Origin of the sequence: Coprococcus eutactus, assembly GCF_001404675.1 — a bacterium.
Taxonomy (GTDB): domain Bacteria; phylum Bacillota; class Clostridia; order Lachnospirales; family Lachnospiraceae; genus Coprococcus; species Coprococcus aceti.
In genome coordinates this window covers 471,686-488,330 of sequence record NZ_CYXU01000001.1, presented here as the reverse complement: position 1 = coordinate 488,330, position 16,645 = coordinate 471,686, and the positions used below count along the sequence as shown (strand labels likewise).

General features: G+C 42.5%; 14 protein-coding genes, 1 tRNA gene and 1 pseudogene. 2 read left to right on the top strand and 14 right to left on the bottom strand.

Annotation, left to right across the window (positions count from 1 at the left end; genetic code table 11):
* Nucleotides 1-70: 70 nt before the first annotated feature.
* The 8 genes and pseudogenes from ARA78_RS02150 to ARA78_RS02120 form a co-directional block, all read right to left on the bottom strand.
* Nucleotides 71-144: transfer RNA gene (locus tag ARA78_RS02150), tRNA-Cys, on the bottom strand.
* 5 nt (nt 145-149) lie between these two features.
* A pseudogene (locus ARA78_RS02145) lies at nt 150-240 on the bottom strand.
* Between the two features lie 97 nt (nt 241-337).
* On the bottom strand, nt 338-988 hold the full coding sequence (locus ARA78_RS02140; protein WP_004854102.1) for a hypothetical protein: 651 nt from the start codon (nt 986-988) through the stop codon (nt 338-340).
* A 126-nt stretch (nt 989-1,114) separates the two neighbouring features.
* Entirely contained in the window at nt 1,115-1,897 is a 783-nt protein-coding gene (locus ARA78_RS02135; RefSeq protein ID WP_055279917.1) for a metallophosphoesterase, read from the bottom strand.
* A gap of 102 nt (nt 1,898-1,999) precedes the next feature.
* Complete coding sequence (locus ARA78_RS02130) at nt 2,000-2,842, bottom strand: TIGR02452 family protein (RefSeq protein ID WP_015535050.1); 843 nt, start codon at nt 2,840-2,842, stop codon at nt 2,000-2,002.
* Nucleotides 2,843-2,929: 87 nt separating this feature from the next.
* Nucleotides 2,930-3,307: a hypothetical protein gene (locus ARA78_RS14160; protein WP_015535051.1), complete on the bottom strand. Its 378-nt coding sequence runs from the start codon at nt 3,305-3,307 to the stop codon at nt 2,930-2,932.
* A gap of 64 nt (nt 3,308-3,371) precedes the next feature.
* Nucleotides 3,372-3,488 carry a tRNA(His) guanylyltransferase Thg1 family protein gene (locus tag ARA78_RS14515; protein ID WP_238050312.1) on the bottom strand — a complete coding sequence of 39 codons (117 nt, stop codon included), beginning with the start codon at nt 3,486-3,488 and terminating at the stop codon, nt 3,372-3,374.
* A gap of 149 nt (nt 3,489-3,637) precedes the next feature.
* Nucleotides 3,638-4,570, bottom strand: a complete 933-nt coding sequence (locus ARA78_RS02120) for an RNA ligase family protein (protein ID WP_242849643.1) — start codon at nt 4,568-4,570, stop codon at nt 3,638-3,640.
* Between the two features lie 546 nt (nt 4,571-5,116).
* Between ARA78_RS02120 and ARA78_RS02115 the strand changes: the two genes are divergently transcribed.
* Entirely contained in the window at nt 5,117-6,370 is a 1,254-nt protein-coding gene (locus ARA78_RS02115) for a deoxyguanosinetriphosphate triphosphohydrolase family protein (protein WP_055272807.1), read from the top strand.
* Between the two features lie 109 nt (nt 6,371-6,479).
* Here the strand turns inward: ARA78_RS02115 and ARA78_RS02110 are convergent, their stop codons facing one another.
* From ARA78_RS02110 to ARA78_RS02085, 6 genes are all read right to left on the bottom strand, one after another.
* Nucleotides 6,480-7,037 carry an HD domain-containing protein gene (locus ARA78_RS02110; protein WP_055279915.1) on the bottom strand — a complete coding sequence of 186 codons (558 nt, stop codon included), beginning with the start codon at nt 7,035-7,037 and terminating at the stop codon, nt 6,480-6,482.
* A gap of 75 nt (nt 7,038-7,112) precedes the next feature.
* Nucleotides 7,113-7,880 (bottom strand): alpha/beta fold hydrolase, encoded by a 768-nt coding sequence (locus ARA78_RS02105; RefSeq protein WP_055222776.1) that lies wholly within the window; start codon nt 7,878-7,880, stop codon nt 7,113-7,115.
* Between the two features lie 49 nt (nt 7,881-7,929).
* Nucleotides 7,930-8,877: a cation diffusion facilitator family transporter gene (locus ARA78_RS02100; protein WP_055144244.1), complete on the bottom strand. Its 948-nt coding sequence runs from the start codon at nt 8,875-8,877 to the stop codon at nt 7,930-7,932.
* 198 nt (nt 8,878-9,075) lie between these two features.
* The gene (ppdK, locus tag ARA78_RS02095) at nt 9,076-11,712 is read right to left on the bottom strand and encodes a pyruvate, phosphate dikinase (RefSeq protein WP_015534133.1); all 2,637 of its coding nucleotides are present in this window, start codon (nt 11,710-11,712) and stop codon (nt 9,076-9,078) included.
* A gap of 436 nt (nt 11,713-12,148) precedes the next feature.
* Entirely contained in the window at nt 12,149-13,393 is a 1,245-nt protein-coding gene (locus ARA78_RS02090; protein WP_022216005.1) for an aspartate aminotransferase family protein, read from the bottom strand.
* Nucleotides 13,394-13,446: 53 nt separating this feature from the next.
* Nucleotides 13,447-14,844, bottom strand: a complete 1,398-nt coding sequence (locus ARA78_RS02085) for a glycine--tRNA ligase (protein WP_022057995.1) — start codon at nt 14,842-14,844, stop codon at nt 13,447-13,449.
* Between the two features lie 295 nt (nt 14,845-15,139).
* Here ARA78_RS02085 and ARA78_RS02080 point away from each other — a divergent pair, with 295 nt between their 5' ends.
* Nucleotides 15,140-16,597, top strand: coding sequence for a PLP-dependent aminotransferase family protein (locus ARA78_RS02080; protein ID WP_055222783.1), 1,458 nt, complete (start codon nt 15,140-15,142; stop codon nt 16,595-16,597).
* The last annotated feature ends 48 nt before the right edge of the window (nt 16,598-16,645 follow it).

Here is a 16,645-nt window from a genome sequence, read left to right as displayed (position 1 = left end):
AATACCCATTATCTATTAACCGGTGACTATTAACAGTTCAAGCCCGCCTTCCTTAAAGAAGAATACCATTTGGGTTCTTGTACAGGGATCGAACCTGTATTCATGCTGTTGCAGAGCATTGTCTTACCATTTGACCAACAAGATAATTTTGGCGCGATTAGAGGGAGTCGAACCCTCGCGGCAAATATTTTTGCCCTATGACTGTTTAGCCATTCCCTTAAACCACTTGGGTATAAACGCTTAAGTACACACTTATCGCCGTGTGCTGCGGACTGAATAGAAGCTATTCGTACTGTAAGCAATACTTATGAAGAATTTACCTGTCCGTTCTGAAATATCAGAACTCTACATATGTAGTCGCGTTCGATATTCTTATAGCGCTCTCAAGATTAGCTTTAAGCTCATCCTGTCTGCCCTGTAAGTCTCCAACAACCTTTTCAGCGTCAATTGGATCCACCATGCTGTATACAAGATTATCGCAGTAGGCAGATATGCTTTTCAGACTGTCGTCACTGAGAACCTTCTTATCACTTGAAGCAAGCGCTGTACTCATGGCCTCCTTCTGTCTGTCGGCATTCTCCTGTGACTTATTGATAGCCATCTTGGCCTTGGTGAAATCGTTATTTATCTTTCTGATAAGAGCGTCATCAAAGTTAGTATTTGAGAAACTTCTTCCAAGTAAAGTCTTTCTGAGATTGATTGCCGCTGCCCTCGTCATGGTCACCCCTGCCACCTCTATATCCGTAGTGGCATTTGCAAGCAGGATCGCTGCATCAAGCCTGTTGTATCTGCTTATGAGATCCCTTATACTCTGAAGATCCGCCCTCGCCTCGTCATCAAACTCCTGCACGCTCTTCTTACCACCGATAACGATATCATCTGATGTCTTTTTCACTGTCACAAAACTGGCTCTGTCTATGGCATCATTGATCTTCTTTATCAGAAGGTCTCTCTCATCCAGAGCTCTTGTCACTATCATTTTCTCCATAATATTCGTATCCTCCTTATTTTAATAATTACATTTATATGTTATCCCCTTTTATTTCAGGTGATTTTTAACATCTGGCTCTTCAAATATGATCTGTTCATCACGATATTTGCTATCTCTAACGAACTAATTCCATACCACAGGCACCATATCATAATATATAAGTCTGTGCTTCGTATCCACGTACATATCCTCGTGATAATGTCCGAAGTACCACATGGAATATTCAAGTTTTCCTTCAAGTTCCTCAAAGAAATCCGTCAGTATATTCTGAGCGTACAATTCATGCAGGCGTCCATGCATCCTCTTTATATCTTCAAGCTTCAGCTGTATAGTGTTTGATGCGCAATGGGTTATGACATAGTCGACCTTGTAATCACAGCTCTCAAGATTTACCCTTGCTTCCTCTATCTCTGTATCTGTCGGAAGCTCCTGTTTCCACCATGATGTGTTCAATATTCTGAACGGTCTGCCACTCCCCATTGCCAAATTATATTTATGCTCGAACAAAGGATCATCCTTATCAAGCACGCCACCGCTTATATCGTGGCTCTGTGCTCCTCCGAACGTAAAATATCTTTTTCCCTCTATATCGAATACCTGTCCGCGCTCAAGAAGTATCACCTTATCACGGACTATATGCCGCACTTTGCCACCATGCCACTTCTCCACCGGGTATTCATCTATCATATTGTAATTCTCATGATTTCCCTGAACCCATAGAAGTGTAAATGACTGCTTTGCGAAGAATTCACAGTCCTGTTCAAAGGACTCTCCTTTTGTCCAGAGCAAACCAAGATCCCCGCATACGATCACTGTATCATTTTCAGTTAGATCCGGGCAGCAGGAAAATCCTCCTGACATAAATCTCCCAAACCTCCCGTGACAGTCGCCTGTAATATAAATCATTTCAAAATCACTCCTTTATTTAATTGCCTTGTAATCCGGCTCATCCGGCAGACTTATGTTCGCCTTTGCATACTCAAGTCTTCTCTCGTACCAGTTTGTTTTTTACAATGAACTTAATACGCTATTAAACACTCTGTAATTGGAATCGTCGCTTGGTCTGCAGTATACAGCAAACTCGATATTCTTAAATGCGTACATATAATCCCTCACCACATTTGCCGCAGCAGTTGCCACGACCTGCGGTTCGTTACAGAATGCTCCGCAACCAAACGCCCCGAGTATTACTGTGTCTGCATGATTTATAACCGCGCTGTCAAGTATTCTTCTGAGTCTTTTCTCATGGATGACCTGAAGTTCTCTATTGCTGGGTGTCACCGCTCTCGTTCCATCTCCGGAATTATATCTATTGCTGGGGGTTTCCCTGAGATTTGGCGCCGCACATGTGATCACATCAACTATATACCAGTCATCACGCTCCATTAGTTCCGGACGATCTGTATCAGTCTTGAACACAACGATATCTGGAGTGTATATGATGTCATCGTTATGTATTGGATCATGCGCCGCTCTGTGCGGTGTGTAGAACATTCCCCACATATCAGGGGTGTTCAGACAGAAATACAGATTGGAACATCTGCAGAGACATTCCTCCTGCGCCCCCGCACCATTTACAACTCCGCCGCCTGGATTTGTCGCTGATGCAAAGTTATGCACTGCTACATGATTCCCTTTATAGGCCTTTGCCGCCTCATAGGTTCTCTTCTTTGAGACAACCACATTTGCCTTTTTGTAAATATTCAGTTCAGGCGTTGGTATAACCTCCGCCTCTGCTATAAAGCGCTGATTTGCCACCGATATCTTTGTGACAGCTGAAAGCTCAGCATCCGTCTTGCACATGCGCTCTGTATCCTGAAATATACTTCTGTTCATCTCTCTGCGATCCATATTTTTTACACCCCTTTGATATTATGCTATTACATTACTCTATTATCCTGTTAGTTTTTTAACCTGCTATTCCAATACTCTCTGTTTTTACTGCTCTCCAATATATATAAGATGGTCAACATACTCTCTTTCCTCGCCCTTGAATATCGGTATATCATTGTCTATCATCCATCCTCTGGAATTTTCGTTGCTGCTGTCTCCTGTACATGACGGGACTTCATCTGCCTGTCCCCTGATGCAGCAGCTTCCTCTCTTGCATGTCACCGAAAAGTCATTCCAGTTTATATTCTTCTCAAGCATCAGCATATCCTGTATATCACCGGTGGACTTGCCATGCATCTGCTTCTGTGAGAAATTGGCATGTCCAACCATCTGTATCGAATTGCGGGATGCGTCGAGCTGCCTCCAATATATGAGATTCGTCACCTCTTCCTTCGGTATATTGAAGCATCTTGAATCAAACATCGCCCCAGTCTCACAGGCCTTATCAAGGACTTTGATATATTTGGGATCCTCCGTACCCTCTTCTTTAACCGCCTGCCTGCATAGCTCTCATAAAAACAGAATCAAACGGTCTCTTAAAATTCCTTGTATATGTATGAAATGCCTTGCCGTCTATTCGTATCGCAACCGGACAACGTCTCATAAGCTTTGTCTTCGGTATCTGCTCATATCTTTCAAATCTTCCGCATATTCATTTATTGATATGCCCTAGTTTATATCACATCCGGCTGATTGGCTATGAACCCGTAGTTTAAAAATCTAAATGTTCCTCTTTACGCTTATAGCCGTGTATCAAATTTTCCATTCTTTTCTGAATATCTCTATCCCAACCTTCATACACATCTTTCCGGCATAGTTTCCCGCCTTCTGAATGATTTCGGGTTCTTCTTTCAGGCAGTCTTCATAAATTCTCTTTGGAAGATTCTTATAAATAATCTGCAAATCCTTCCTCTCAATTTTTTCGGGAATTATTCCTTCATCCACAAGCTTATTTACTATTTTCCGCACCCTGGCCTCGGTGACGATCGTTCGAGCATATCTTTCTGCCTCATCCATGTCTGCTTTTTTCTGTTGATCATCCCTTTTCCTCATATTCTGCCTGCGGTTATCCACCTTTATCTCATAAAATTCTGGATTTACATACTTCAAAACATGTGGCTCACGTCCCTCCAAAAGAGCCGTCTGGTTCTTTATGACAATTCCCTCCTGCTTTTTTCCATAGGCAGGATCATTTGCAAACTGTTTACAGTGTTCCCAGCTTATAAATTTCCCATAATAGAGTTCATGTACATATGGAATGCCACATTCATCTGCAATAGATTTCACAGAGTCCTGAGACAGCCACTGATCAGCATCTCCATCGAATATGCTGAACAGATAAAATTTGTCATAGTTATCTTTTTCATATATCACCGTATGTTTCACAAGCCACTCTCCGAAAAATATGTAATGTGGATACCTTGCAAATGGTTCCTTGTCCATTTTCTGAACATATTCCCAGAATCCTCTTAAGTTCTGGTCCTTACTCAGCTCATTATTACGGCTGAACGCTCTGAGGACATCCTCTTTTTCGTCATACCGTATACTTGCATTGGCCCCATCCACTTTTTCCGTGATACTGATGATATCTCCAACCTGAAATGCCCCTGTGTTTACCGGGAATGTGATGTCATCGAGCATTGTTTCTCTTTCCCTTACCACCTGGATATCTATATATTTCTTCACAATCGACCTCCAAATTTTTGACATTTAACAGATCTGCTTGCAACGCATTATAGCTAGTGTTTCTGCCGTTTTCAACGCATTTCAAGCAACTTCTGCATTTTCAGTCAAACGCTGATTTTCAGCCATTTGTGGGCATTTTCAGGGATAAAAAATTTGTTACCCCTGCACAAAACTTAAGCTGGAACATAAGGTGAATTTCTACCCCATAGACAAATAAAATGTAGAACATAAGATAACCGATTTTACCCCATGCACAAAAACGGGCAAGAAAACGACATGCCCGAAGCTTCCCAGGCACATAATGAATTGTTTCCCCAAGGTTTAATAGTCTCACAAAATATAGTATTTTTAAAGTTTATGATAAAATATAATTTATAATCACTGTCATATGGTCCTCAAATATACCGATTTAGTAATAAATAACTTTCAGCACATTTGACTTATGATCTCAAGAATATTTATAATAATTCATATGCATTCTGATATATATGGTCTAAGCAGGCTGCATATGTTGACTATCACATTTTACTGAACAGGAGATTTTTAATGAGTGTAAATAAAGATTCAAAATACCATTCTTTATCAAAAGAAGTTTATGAACAGATCTTAGGCGACCGTGAACACGGCAAGATAAACCCATATGCATGCAATGACTCTGACATTATAAGGCGTCAACCAGACCATGATGCCCCACATCTGTGGAGACCTGCATTTGTCATGGATGTGGAAAAGATACTTCACAACAACTATTACAATCGCTATTCTGATAAGACACAAGTTATCTCATGCTACAAGAACGATGACATATCAAGACGTGCACTCCACGTCCAGCTTGTATCCAGAATTGCAAGGACTATCGGAATGACTCTTGGACTCAATCTTGATCTAATAGAGGCGATCTCCCTTGGACATGACATAGGACATACTCCATTTGGTCATGCCGGAGAGCGTTATCTGAATGAGATCTACAACGAGCATACCGGAAGGCTCTTCAACCACAACATCCACAGCGCCAAAGTCCTTGACAAACTTATATTCCGAAATATCAGCCTCCAGGTGCTTGATGGTGTTATATGTCACAACGGTGAAATGGAACAGCAATGCTATACACCTAAGACATTTAACACTGACGATCCATGGGGGGAATTTGACAGGTCGGTGGAGGACTGCTACACAGATCCTTCTGCAAATAAAAAACAGATCCCAGGTACACTTGAAGGCTGTATCATGAGGATCAGCGATATCATAGCCTACCTCGGAAAAGACAGGCAGGATGCAATAAAGATCGGTCTCATTCCAAATGATGATTCTTTCTCTGCAGGCAGCCTTGGATCCTCCAACGCCCAGATAATTCACAATATGACTGTCAATATCATAGAAAATAGCTACGGAAAACCTTATATAAGCATGGATCCGGATGTATATGAGACCTTCTCCAAAGCCAAGACTGAGAATTACCAGAACATATATAACAATGACAGCCTCAACACAATGTATAATGACAACATAAAGCCAATGTTCTATTGTATATACGAAGAATTACTGAGGCAGGCTAAGAGCAAAGACACTGATTCCATACTGTATAAACACCATGTCAACTACATAAAAGATGCAAACCGGTATAGCAATTATTTTGGTAAAAAAGAATTCATCAACAATTATCTCAGTCAGGATCCAAACGAAATCGTAGTAGACTTCATCGCCAGCATGACCGACGACTATTTCATAGATCTATATGAATACCTTTTCCCAGATGGACCATACAAGGTCGACTATGTCGGATACTTTGACAACATCTGATCATAATTGTCAAAACAAATACCTCCCAGGCAGATTGTTATATTTCCATCATCCGCCTGGGAGGTATTATCATACATTTTTGTAATTAAAAATAACTATTCACTATCGACTACTTGCCGGTCTGATCTGACATTTTCTCTATAAGTTTCTTACATTCAGCCTCAAATTCATCTTCCACTTCTCGCCATGGTCTTTCGGCCTCAGCAGGGACTGAACTAAGGTTGTCCGTATTCCTGTACTCCTCGCCTTTCATCAGATTCTTAAGTTCGAAGTTCATCATATCATCATCTATCTGTTTCCACATCGCATTCTCTTCTTCGCTCAGATCAGCAAGTCCAAATCGCTCAAGTATAACGTTCATGATCGAACTCTCTATCTCAAGATAATTGGACAAATGCGCTTTTACCGGTCTGATTATGTCTGATATATACGCCTCGCTGGCATCGTGCAACAGGCAGGCAAGCTGTAACCGCTCTGACCATCCCCTTGCCTTCGCCTCATTCATACAGTTGATGGAGTGCTGTGCCACAGAAAAGAAATAGGACACATGCCCTCCACCGCGGCACGTGAGGCTTAACGCATGCGCTATATCCTGTATTGATATGTCAGCAACTGCCATATTCATCGGATCTATTTTGTTTCCCGTATACGTGTTCATCGTTGCCATATCACAGTCTCCTTATCCTTATTTATCAGCATTTTAAGATAGTATATCCTTGTCGTATCATATTCCACTTTTAATTCATTCAATGTCTAGCAATTCAGAAATAATATCATTGAATTGTCTGCTCTGATCTATGTTGCACACGTGACCACAATGCTCTATTATTATCAGCTCCGCATCTGTCAGATCAGCTTCCTCCACGATTCCATTTATAAAACACAGATCACCACGCCCGGAAATATATACATTCTCCTCGTGTAATCTGCTCACGAACTCGTCACAAAGTGAAAAATGCTCAATAAAAATATTCATATACGCCTTAAATTCCTGACTGTTTAATGCCTTGGCACATTTGCAGAACACCTTCCTGCTTGTCTTGCTGACTTTCCATGGCATAAATAACTTTGCCATTATTCTGTAGACGACAGGAAATGGAAGTTTGTCACCTATCTTAGCAAAGACATTGACAGCACGCCTGAGTGGTTTTCCAACCGTGCCCAGCGCACCCACAAGTATTGCTTTATCTATGTAACTTCCGCATCTCATCTCCATATATTTGATAAATATAGTTCCAAGTGATACGCCCATAAAAACAGCTCGCTGTATCCCCCGCTCATCAAGCACCTGTGTTATCTCACCCACGACAACATCCAGCGTACTTCCCATCTTGGACAATTTTAGTTCACTGTCTCCATGACTTGGCAAAGTTATCGCCAGAACATTAAACTTCTTCTGAAGCAAGGGAATCTGCTTCTTCCATACCCTGTTGTTTCCTCCAAATCCATGAAGCAGAACTATATATCTATCGGTATCACATGAACTTTCAAAAACTTCATAATGTAACAATATCCTTGCATCCCCTTGATCATTTGTATTTTGTATTACAGCTTTACTATCAATCTGGTATGACCTCTATATACACCTGATCATACTTATCCCTTAGCTCCTGTTTTATCTCGTCTCTCACCTTATGAATGATACTTATATGTATCACATCCGTCTGATTTCCTATATATACCTCAACCCACAGCTTCCGCCCGGTCTGGATGACATCCAGAAAAGTGACCTCATATGGGTAATCCTTCATATGCTGATCCACTATGGCTCGTATCTGACTAAGCGTCTCTTCCTCCGGAGCAAAAAGAATAAGATTCTTGATACTCTGAAATATCTCGCACACCGGCTCTTTTATAAGAAGAAGTGCCATAACCACCGCTACAGCCGGATCAATATAAGGGGTAATAAAACGCAGGTTTGTATGCAACAGAGCAGTCTGTACCGCAAATGCTACAGCAACTCCCATACTGCTTATTACGTCAAGCTTCCACATATACAACTCCGCTTTAATAGTTGTAGACTCATATTTCTTACTGTAATGACCGAGTATCGCATACATAACCGCACAACATACACATACAAGAAATTCGAATACCGCTATGCTCCCCGCATCTACCTCATGTCCACCATGAAACAACAGCTTTATATTCTCAACCATGAGATTACATGTGAGTGCAAGTAATACACTGTACTTCACAAGGAGGAAAAGTGATTCCACCTGGGCATAGCCATATGGATGTTTCTCTGTCACAGGTTTATACAGAAGCGGAACCAGCACCATAAATGGTCCTATCATGACCAGATCTGCGGAGTCGAACAGGCAGTCCGTCCAAAGCGAATGTGAATGGGTATACCATGCCATCACGCCCTCCGCAAGTATGAAGAAGACACTTCCCATAAAAGACAGACGAAGTATTCTCTTCTCTATTGCAAGCTTGTCCTTTCTCGACCTACGTTCCTTCTTCTTAGCTTCTCTTTTACTAATTTCTACATCTCTTTCATTCATTATATATTCTTCCTATGTTTAATTTCCATAGACCACAATATCATCAGTACATAATATAATCAAGTATCGGCTATTGATTTCTCCTTTTTGATATGCATATTTTTTACAAAAAAGTCCCTGTAACCACCTCATGGCAATTACAGGGACTCATATTGTCTTTATTAAGCTAATTACTTACAAGTTCTGTTCGTCCGAATCCTACTTGTTAGCGATTGCAGCCTGAGCAGCAGCAAGTCTAGCGATAGGTACTCTGAATGGTGAACATGATACATAATCAAGACCAATCTTGTGGCAGAACTCAACTGATGAAGGATCTCCACCGTGCTCACCACAGATACCGATGTGAAGCTTTGGATTAACTGGCTTACCAAGCTTAACTGCCATATCCATGAGCTTACCAACACCTGTCTGATCAAGCTTAGCAAATGGATCGTTCTCGAAGATCTTAGCATCATAGTAAGCATTTAAGAACTTACCAGCATCATCTCTTGAGAATCCGAATGTCATCTGTGTAAGGTCGTTTGTACCGAAGCAGAAGAAGTCAGCTTCCTTAGCGATCTCATCAGCTGTAAGAGCTGCTCTTGGGATCTCGATCATTGTACCAACCTCATACTTAAGATCTACGCCAGCAGCAGCGATCTCAGCGTCAGCTGTCTCAACAACTACCTTCTTAACGTACTTAAGCTCCTTAACCTCACATACAAGTGGGATCATGATCTCTGGCTCAACTGTCCAATCTGGATGCTCCTTCTGAACCTCGATTGCTGCACGGATAACAGCCTTTGTCTGCATCTTAGCGATCTCTGGATATGTTACAGCAAGACGGCATCCTCTGTGACCCATCATAGGGTTGAACTCATGGAGTGAGTTGCAAAGTGCCTTAATCTCCTCAACGCTCTTGTTCTTAGCAGCAGCAAGCTTCTCAATGTCAGCCTCCTCTGTTGGAACGAACTCATGAAGAGGTGGATCCAGGAATCTGATAGTAACTGGGTTACCCTCAAGTGCCTCATAAAGAGCCTTGAAGTCTCCCTGCTGATATGGAAGGATCTTATTAAGAGCTTCCTCTCTCTCTTCTACTGTATCAGAGCAGATCATCTCACGGAATGCTGCGATTCTCTCTGGATCAAAGAACATATGCTCTGTACGGCAAAGACCGATACCCTCTGCACCAAGCTCACGTGCCTTCTTAGCATCTGCTGGTGTATCTGCATTTGTTCTAACCTTAAGTGTTCTATACTTATCAGCCCATGCCATAACACGGCCGAATGTTCCTGCGATCTGAGCATCAACTGTCTTGATAACTCCATCGTAAATGTTACCTGTTGTACCATCGATTGAGATGTAATCTCCCTCATGGAATTCCTTGCCAGCGAGTGTGAACTTCTTGTTCTCCTCGTCCATAACGATATCGCCACAACCTGATACACAGCATGTACCCATACCACGGGCAACAACTGCAGCGTGTGATGTCATACCACCACGAACTGTAAGAATACCCTGTGCTGACTTCATACCTGTGATATCCTCTGGTGATGTCTCAAGACGTACAAGAACTACCTTCTCGCCTCTAGCTGCCCATGCCTCAGCATCGTCAGCTGTGAATACGATCTTACCACAAGCAGCACCTGGTGAAGCGCCAAGTCCCTTGCCCATTGGTGTAGCTGCCTTAAGAGCTGCTGCATCAAACTGTGGGTGAAGAAGTGTATCAAGGTTACGAGGATCGATCATTGCAACTGCCTCTTCCTCTGTCTTATGTCCCTCATCAACAAGGTCACAAGCGATCTGAAGAGCTGCCTGAGCTGTTCTCTTACCATTTCTACACTGAAGCATGTAAAGCTTCTTGTTCTCAACTGTGAACTCCATATCCTGCATATCATGGTAGTGATTCTCAAGAGTCTCACAAACCTTGATGAACTCTGCATAAGCATCTGGGAACTCCTGCTCCATCTGAGCGATTGGCATTGGTGTACGAACACCGGCAACAACGTCCTCGCCCTGTGCATTGATAAGGAACTCACCCATAAGCTTCTTCTCACCTGTTGCAGGGTCACGAGTAAATGCAACACCTGTACCAGACTCATTGTTCAGGTTACCGAATACCATAGGCATTACGTTAACTGCTGTACCCCATGAATAAGGGATATCGTTGTCTCTTCTGTATACGTTCGCACGTGGGTTATCCCATGAACGGAATACAGCCTCGATAGCTAACTTTAACTGCTCAACTGGGTCTGAAGGGAAATCTGTTCCTAACTGGTTCTTGTACTCTGCCTTGAACTGCTCAGCAAGTGTCTTGAGATCCTGTGCTGTAAGCTCTACATCGAACTTAACACCCTTCTCTTCCTTCATCTTGTCGATGAGCTGCTCGAAGTACTTCTTACCAACTTCCATAACAACGTCTGAGAACATCTGGATGAAACGTCTGTATGAATCGTATACGAAACGCTCGAATGCTGGATCTGGGTTGTGTGCTATCATAGCTGCAACAACGTCATCGTTAAGACCAAGGTTAAGGATTGTATCCATCATACCTGGCATAGATGCTCTTGCACCTGAACGAACTGATACAAGTAATGGATTCTCAAGATCTCCGAACTTCTTGCCGTTGATCTCCTCCATCTTCTTAACGCCATCCATAGCCTGAGCCATGATCTCGTCATTGATCTTACGGCCATCCTCATAGTACTGAGTACAAGCCTCTGTTGTAATTGTGAAACCCTGTGGAACTGGAAGACCAATTGCTGTCATCTCTGCAAGGTTTGCACCCTTACCACCGAGAAGATTACGCATGGTCATGTCGCCTTCGCTAAACATATAAACCCACTTGTTTGCCATTTGTTTGTTACCTCCTACGTAAACTTTATATTTCATGGTGTGAAGTCCCCGTGAAGTCTCCACACGCGCTAGACTGATTATAACATATATGTCAACATTAGCAAACTCTTTTTTCTATATTTTGTGTATAAACCAGTCCATTTTTACATATAGTTGAATTATATGTATATTCCATTATATTACGCTTAATTACAGCAACATTTGTGTGCCGACCTGAAACAGACCGGCAACTGATCTTCGCTGACCAGTATTCAAAAATTTCCAAATTGGCAAACTGCCCGCACAGCCCTATTCATCCCACCAAAAACATAGGCTGCGGAAAACTCCGCAGCCTATGTTTAACTTTATATCATGTCGCCTATCGGCTTCATGTGGATATTCGCATTATATCAGTCTTGCGCAATTACAACTGTCACAATGCTCATTAAATTACAAATTACTCACCATCAATAGCTGCCTTGAGAATATCAAGACCTGCAATAAGATCCTCATCTGAGATGATAAGTGGTGGCATGATCTTGATGACCGCGTTGTCACGGCCAGCTCTCTCTATTACAAGACCCTTCTTGAAAGCTCTTGCTGTGATGGCACCTGCTGTTGCATCGTCCTTAACCTCTACGCCCCAGAGGAGTCCGATACCACGTGTTGCAATTACATTTGGATCGCCGTCTATATTCTTCTCAAGATACTCTCTAACTATCTCGCCCTTACGTCTTGTCTCTGCCTCGATGTTGTTGTCAAGCATGAACTCAAGTCCTGCCTTTGCAGCTACCATTGAGAGCTGGATTCCACGGAATGTACCTGAATGCTCACCCGGCTTCCAGAGATCATACTCCGGCTTGAACATTGCAAGTCCCATAGGGAATGGGTATCCGCCGATTGACTTTGAAAGTGAGAACATATCAGGCTTGATTCCTGCTCTCTCAAATGAGAAGAATGTACCTGTTCTTGCACAGCCTACCTGTACGTCATCAACAACCATAAGGATATCGTTCTTATCACAGAACTCACGGAGTGCCTTGAGGTACTCTACTGAGAATACATTTACACCACCATCTGCCTGTACTGTCTCGATAAAGATTGCTGCAGGCTTCTCAACACCTGAGTGATCGTCATCAAGAAGTGTCTGCATGAACTTGATCGTATCAAGCTCTGGGAACATGTAAGGAGCTGGAATGTGGTATACGTTGTCAAGTCCAACGCCTGCTCCTGCACGGCTTGCAGCATCACTTGTAAGTGATATTGAGCCAAGTGTCATACCATGGAAACAACCCATATATGCCCAGATCATCTCTCTCTTCTTGACCTTACGTGCAAGCTTTAAGAGTGACTCAACTGCATTTGTTCCTGTAGGACCTGCGAACATGATCTTGTAATCAAGTCCTCTAGGCTCAAGGACCTTTTTCTCAAAAAACTCGATGAATTCAGCCTTTGGTGCTGTCATCATGTCAAGAGAATGCATGATTCCATCGCTCTGGATGTAATCGATAACCTTCTCCTTTATATAATCATTGTTATGACCATAGTTCAGCGCGCCTGCTCCTGCGAAGAAGTCTATATACTCCTTACCATTCTCGTCATACATCTTGGCTCCCTTGGCCTTTGTAAATATCTCTGGGAAACTTCTGCTGTACGATCTTACATTTGCCTCGTATTCTGAAAATAACTCTTTACTATGCATCTTAATGCCTCCTGTAATTCAGTGTCCCGTATTATCTCCGGTCACACCATCAATTAATATTCAAATTTCTTCTCAAAGTAAGCCTTCAGATCTTCAATCTTGACTCTCTCCTGCTCCATGGTATCTCTGTCACGAACTGTGACTGCTCCATCCTCAACAGAATCGAAATCATATGTTACACAGAACGGTGTTCCTATCTCATCCTGTCTTCTATATCTCTTACCTATGTTGCCTCTGTCATCGAACTCACAGTTGTAGTACTTTGAAAGCTCTGCATAAATCTTCTCTGCACCCTCGTTGAGCTTCTTGGAAAGTGGAAGCACACCGATCTTAACCGGTGCAAGCTGTGGGTGGAAATGAAGGACTGTACGGATGTCTGGCTTCTCCTCTGTTCCGATGTTCTCCTCGTCATATGCAGCACACAGGAATGCCAGTGTAACACGGTCAGCACCAAGTGATGGCTCGATTACATATGGAATGTACTTCTCCTTTGTCTCGTCATCGAAGTACTCCATGGACTCTCCTGATGTATTCTGGTGCTGTGTCAGATCGTAATCTGTTCTGTCAGCGATTCCCCAGAGCTCACCCCATCCAAATGGGAATAAATACTCGATATCTGTTGTTCCCTTGGAGTAGAAACAAAGCTCCTCAGGTGAATGGTCACGGGCTCTCATCTCATCATCCTTGATTCCGAGATCCTTGAGCCAGTTGATACAGAAGCTTCTCCAGTACTCAAACCACTCCATATCTGTACCCGGCTTGCAGAAGAACTCAAGCTCCATCTGCTCGAACTCTCTTGTTCTGAATGTGAAGTTACCAGGTGTTATCTCATTTCTGAATGACTTTCCTATCTGGCCAATTCCAAATGGAACCTTCTTTCTTGAAGTTCTCTGTACATTCTTGAAGTTGACAAATATACCCTGTGCAGTCTCCGGTCTCAGGTATACAGTGTTCTTGGCATCCTCAGTTACACCCTGGAATGTCTTGAACATAAGGTTGAACTGTCTGATGCCTGTGAAGTTGTGCTTACCACATGTTGGACAGCAGATATTGTTCTTCTCAACGTACTCTTCCATCTGCTCGTTGCTCCATCCGTCTACTGCGCCCTCTGGAACAACTCCGTTTTCAGCCATAAAGTCCTCTATAAGTTTATCTGCACGGAATCTCTCATGACACTCTTTGCAATCCATAAGAGGATCAGCAAATCCTCCAAGGTGGCCTGAAGCAACCCATGTCTGTGGGTTCATAAGGATAGCACAGTCAACTCCTACATTGTAAGGGTTCTCCTGGATGAATTTCTTCCACCATGCTCTCTTAACATTGTTCTTGAGTTCAACTCCGAGATTACCATAGTCCCATGTATTTGCGAGACCACCGTAAATCTCTGAACCTGGATAAACAAATCCTCTGCTCTTTGCCAATGCAACGATCTTGTCTAATGTCTTTTCCATTGTAATCCTCCAAATCATATTCGAATTTGCATTTTTTCACTCTATCCGCCTTATTTTATACTCATTCAAATATTTTTGCAAGGTTCACGGCATATTTTGTAATATTATTTATACAAAGCTACTATAATTTGTGCCGTCAGACATCACCTTATGACTTCTTCTTATTGCTTACTCGCTATGACTCTTGTATAATAGCACCAGATTGGTTCTTTCTAAAGTTCCAATTTCAAGTATTTTTATAGTTCCAATTTGCAGTATTGGAATATGAACAAATCAAGTAATACGCAAATATCCAATGATACAAGGTATTTTTAACGCTTATAATATGCAGGAAAGGAACACGGAAATGATATCAATAGACAAGGCCTCCGATAAGTCTCTATACGAACAATTATATGAACAAATGAAATCCGAGATACTTAATGAGCACTATGCTGCAGGTGAAAAGCTCCCTGCAACAAGGCAGCTAGCCGCCGAACATAAACTGAGCCGCAACACAGTAGTATCTGCTTACAACCAGCTTGAACTTGAAGGATATATACGCTCCGTGACAGGCTCAGGCTACTATGTTGAGAACATCTCTGCATTTTCTCCGGACAAAAAGCCAAGACAAAGCCACAATATACAGCATTCTTCCAGACAATCAGGAAAGACATTTGACTACACGTTCAGCTACGGCAATCTGGACTACAACTGCTATCACTCCAGGGCATGGCGCAAATGCCTTATGAACGCCTGGGACATGATATCCATGGCCGATACCGCCTCCTACCAGATGTCACAGGGAAGTTACACCCTCCGCAGTCTTATCACCGAATATCTGTACATGTCCAGAGGTGTAAACTGCACACCGGAGCAGATCATTCTCACGAGCGGCCACCAGAGATCAATAGATATAATCACGCATATATTCAGTCCGTCAGACTATTCATTTGCCATAGAGGACCCTGGCTACAACGGAACATGGGAGATCGTCAGCCAGAGTCCGTTCAGGATCATCCCCATACCTCTTGAGAATGACGGTGTATCAATAGACCATATACAGAGGCTCAGAGACACGCTGTTATATGTGACCCCATCCCACCAATTCCCTATGGGAAGCATATTGCCTATCAGCAAGAGGCTAGAGCTCATAGAGTGGGCGGCTCAATCGGGAAGTTATATCATCGAGGATGATTACGACAGCGAGCTCAGATACCAAAGCAGACCAATTCCATCCCTGCAATCCATCGATAACAGCGACCACACTATATATCTCGGGACATTTTCCAAATCCATGTCACCGGATCTTCGAATATCATATATGGTGCTTCCAGCAGATCTGATGAAGGCATATGAATCCAGATATTCACACACCAACTGCACAGTTCCAACGGTTCTGCAGCTTGCACTTATTGAATTTATACAGAGTGGTAATTATCAGCGCCACATAGGCGCCATGAAGAATCACTATAAAAAGAAGCATGATTATATATTGAATTATGTGAAACAGAATCTTGAAGATGATGTGATCATGTATGGTGCCGGAGCCGGTCTCCACTTTGTGGCAGAGGTTAAGAACTCAAAGCTTACCCAGACAGAGCTCATATCAGCTTTTGAACAGAAAGGCATACGAATCTTCTCCACAGAACCATTCTGGATAAGAAAGAATCTCTGTCCTGAGAACCAGCTTCTGTTTGGTTTCAGCGCCATACCATATGAAAAACTTCCCGGCGCGATGAAGGCGTTCTCTAAAATAATACACTCTCTGTGATTTGTATTTTAGACAGGTAATATACAAAAAGAAGAGAATCTCACGTCA

Coding starts and splice junctions, on each gene's coding strand:
- ARA78_RS02140 (WP_004854102.1), bottom strand. CDS start 988: ATGGAGAAAATGATAGTGACAAGAGCTCTGGATGAGAGAGACCTTCTG.
- ARA78_RS02135 (WP_055279917.1), bottom strand. CDS start 1,897: ATGATTTATATTACAGGCGACTGTCACGGGAGGTTTGGGAGATTTATG.
- ARA78_RS02130 (WP_015535050.1), bottom strand. CDS start 2,842: ATGGATCGCAGAGAGATGAACAGAAGTATATTTCAGGATACAGAGCGC.
- ARA78_RS14160 (WP_015535051.1), bottom strand. CDS start 3,307: ATGTTTGATTCAAGATGCTTCAATATACCGAAGGAAGAGGTGACGAAT.
- ARA78_RS14515 (WP_238050312.1), bottom strand. CDS start 3,488: ATGAGACGTTGTCCGGTTGCGATACGAATAGACGGCAAGGCATTTCAT.
- ARA78_RS02115 (WP_055272807.1), top strand. CDS start 5,117: ATGAGTGTAAATAAAGATTCAAAATACCATTCTTTATCAAAAGAAGTT.
- ARA78_RS02110 (WP_055279915.1), bottom strand. CDS start 7,037: ATGGCAACGATGAACACGTATACGGGAAACAAAATAGATCCGATGAAT.
- ARA78_RS02100 (WP_055144244.1), bottom strand. CDS start 8,877: ATGAATGAAAGAGATGTAGAAATTAGTAAAAGAGAAGCTAAGAAGAAG.
- ppdK (WP_015534133.1), bottom strand. CDS start 11,712: ATGGCAAACAAGTGGGTTTATATGTTTAGCGAAGGCGACATGACCATG.
- ARA78_RS02090 (WP_022216005.1), bottom strand. CDS start 13,393: ATGCATAGTAAAGAGTTATTTTCAGAATACGAGGCAAATGTAAGATCG.
- ARA78_RS02085 (WP_022057995.1), bottom strand. CDS start 14,844: ATGGAAAAGACATTAGACAAGATCGTTGCATTGGCAAAGAGCAGAGGA.
- ARA78_RS02080 (WP_055222783.1), top strand. CDS start 15,140: ATGATACAAGGTATTTTTAACGCTTATAATATGCAGGAAAGGAACACG.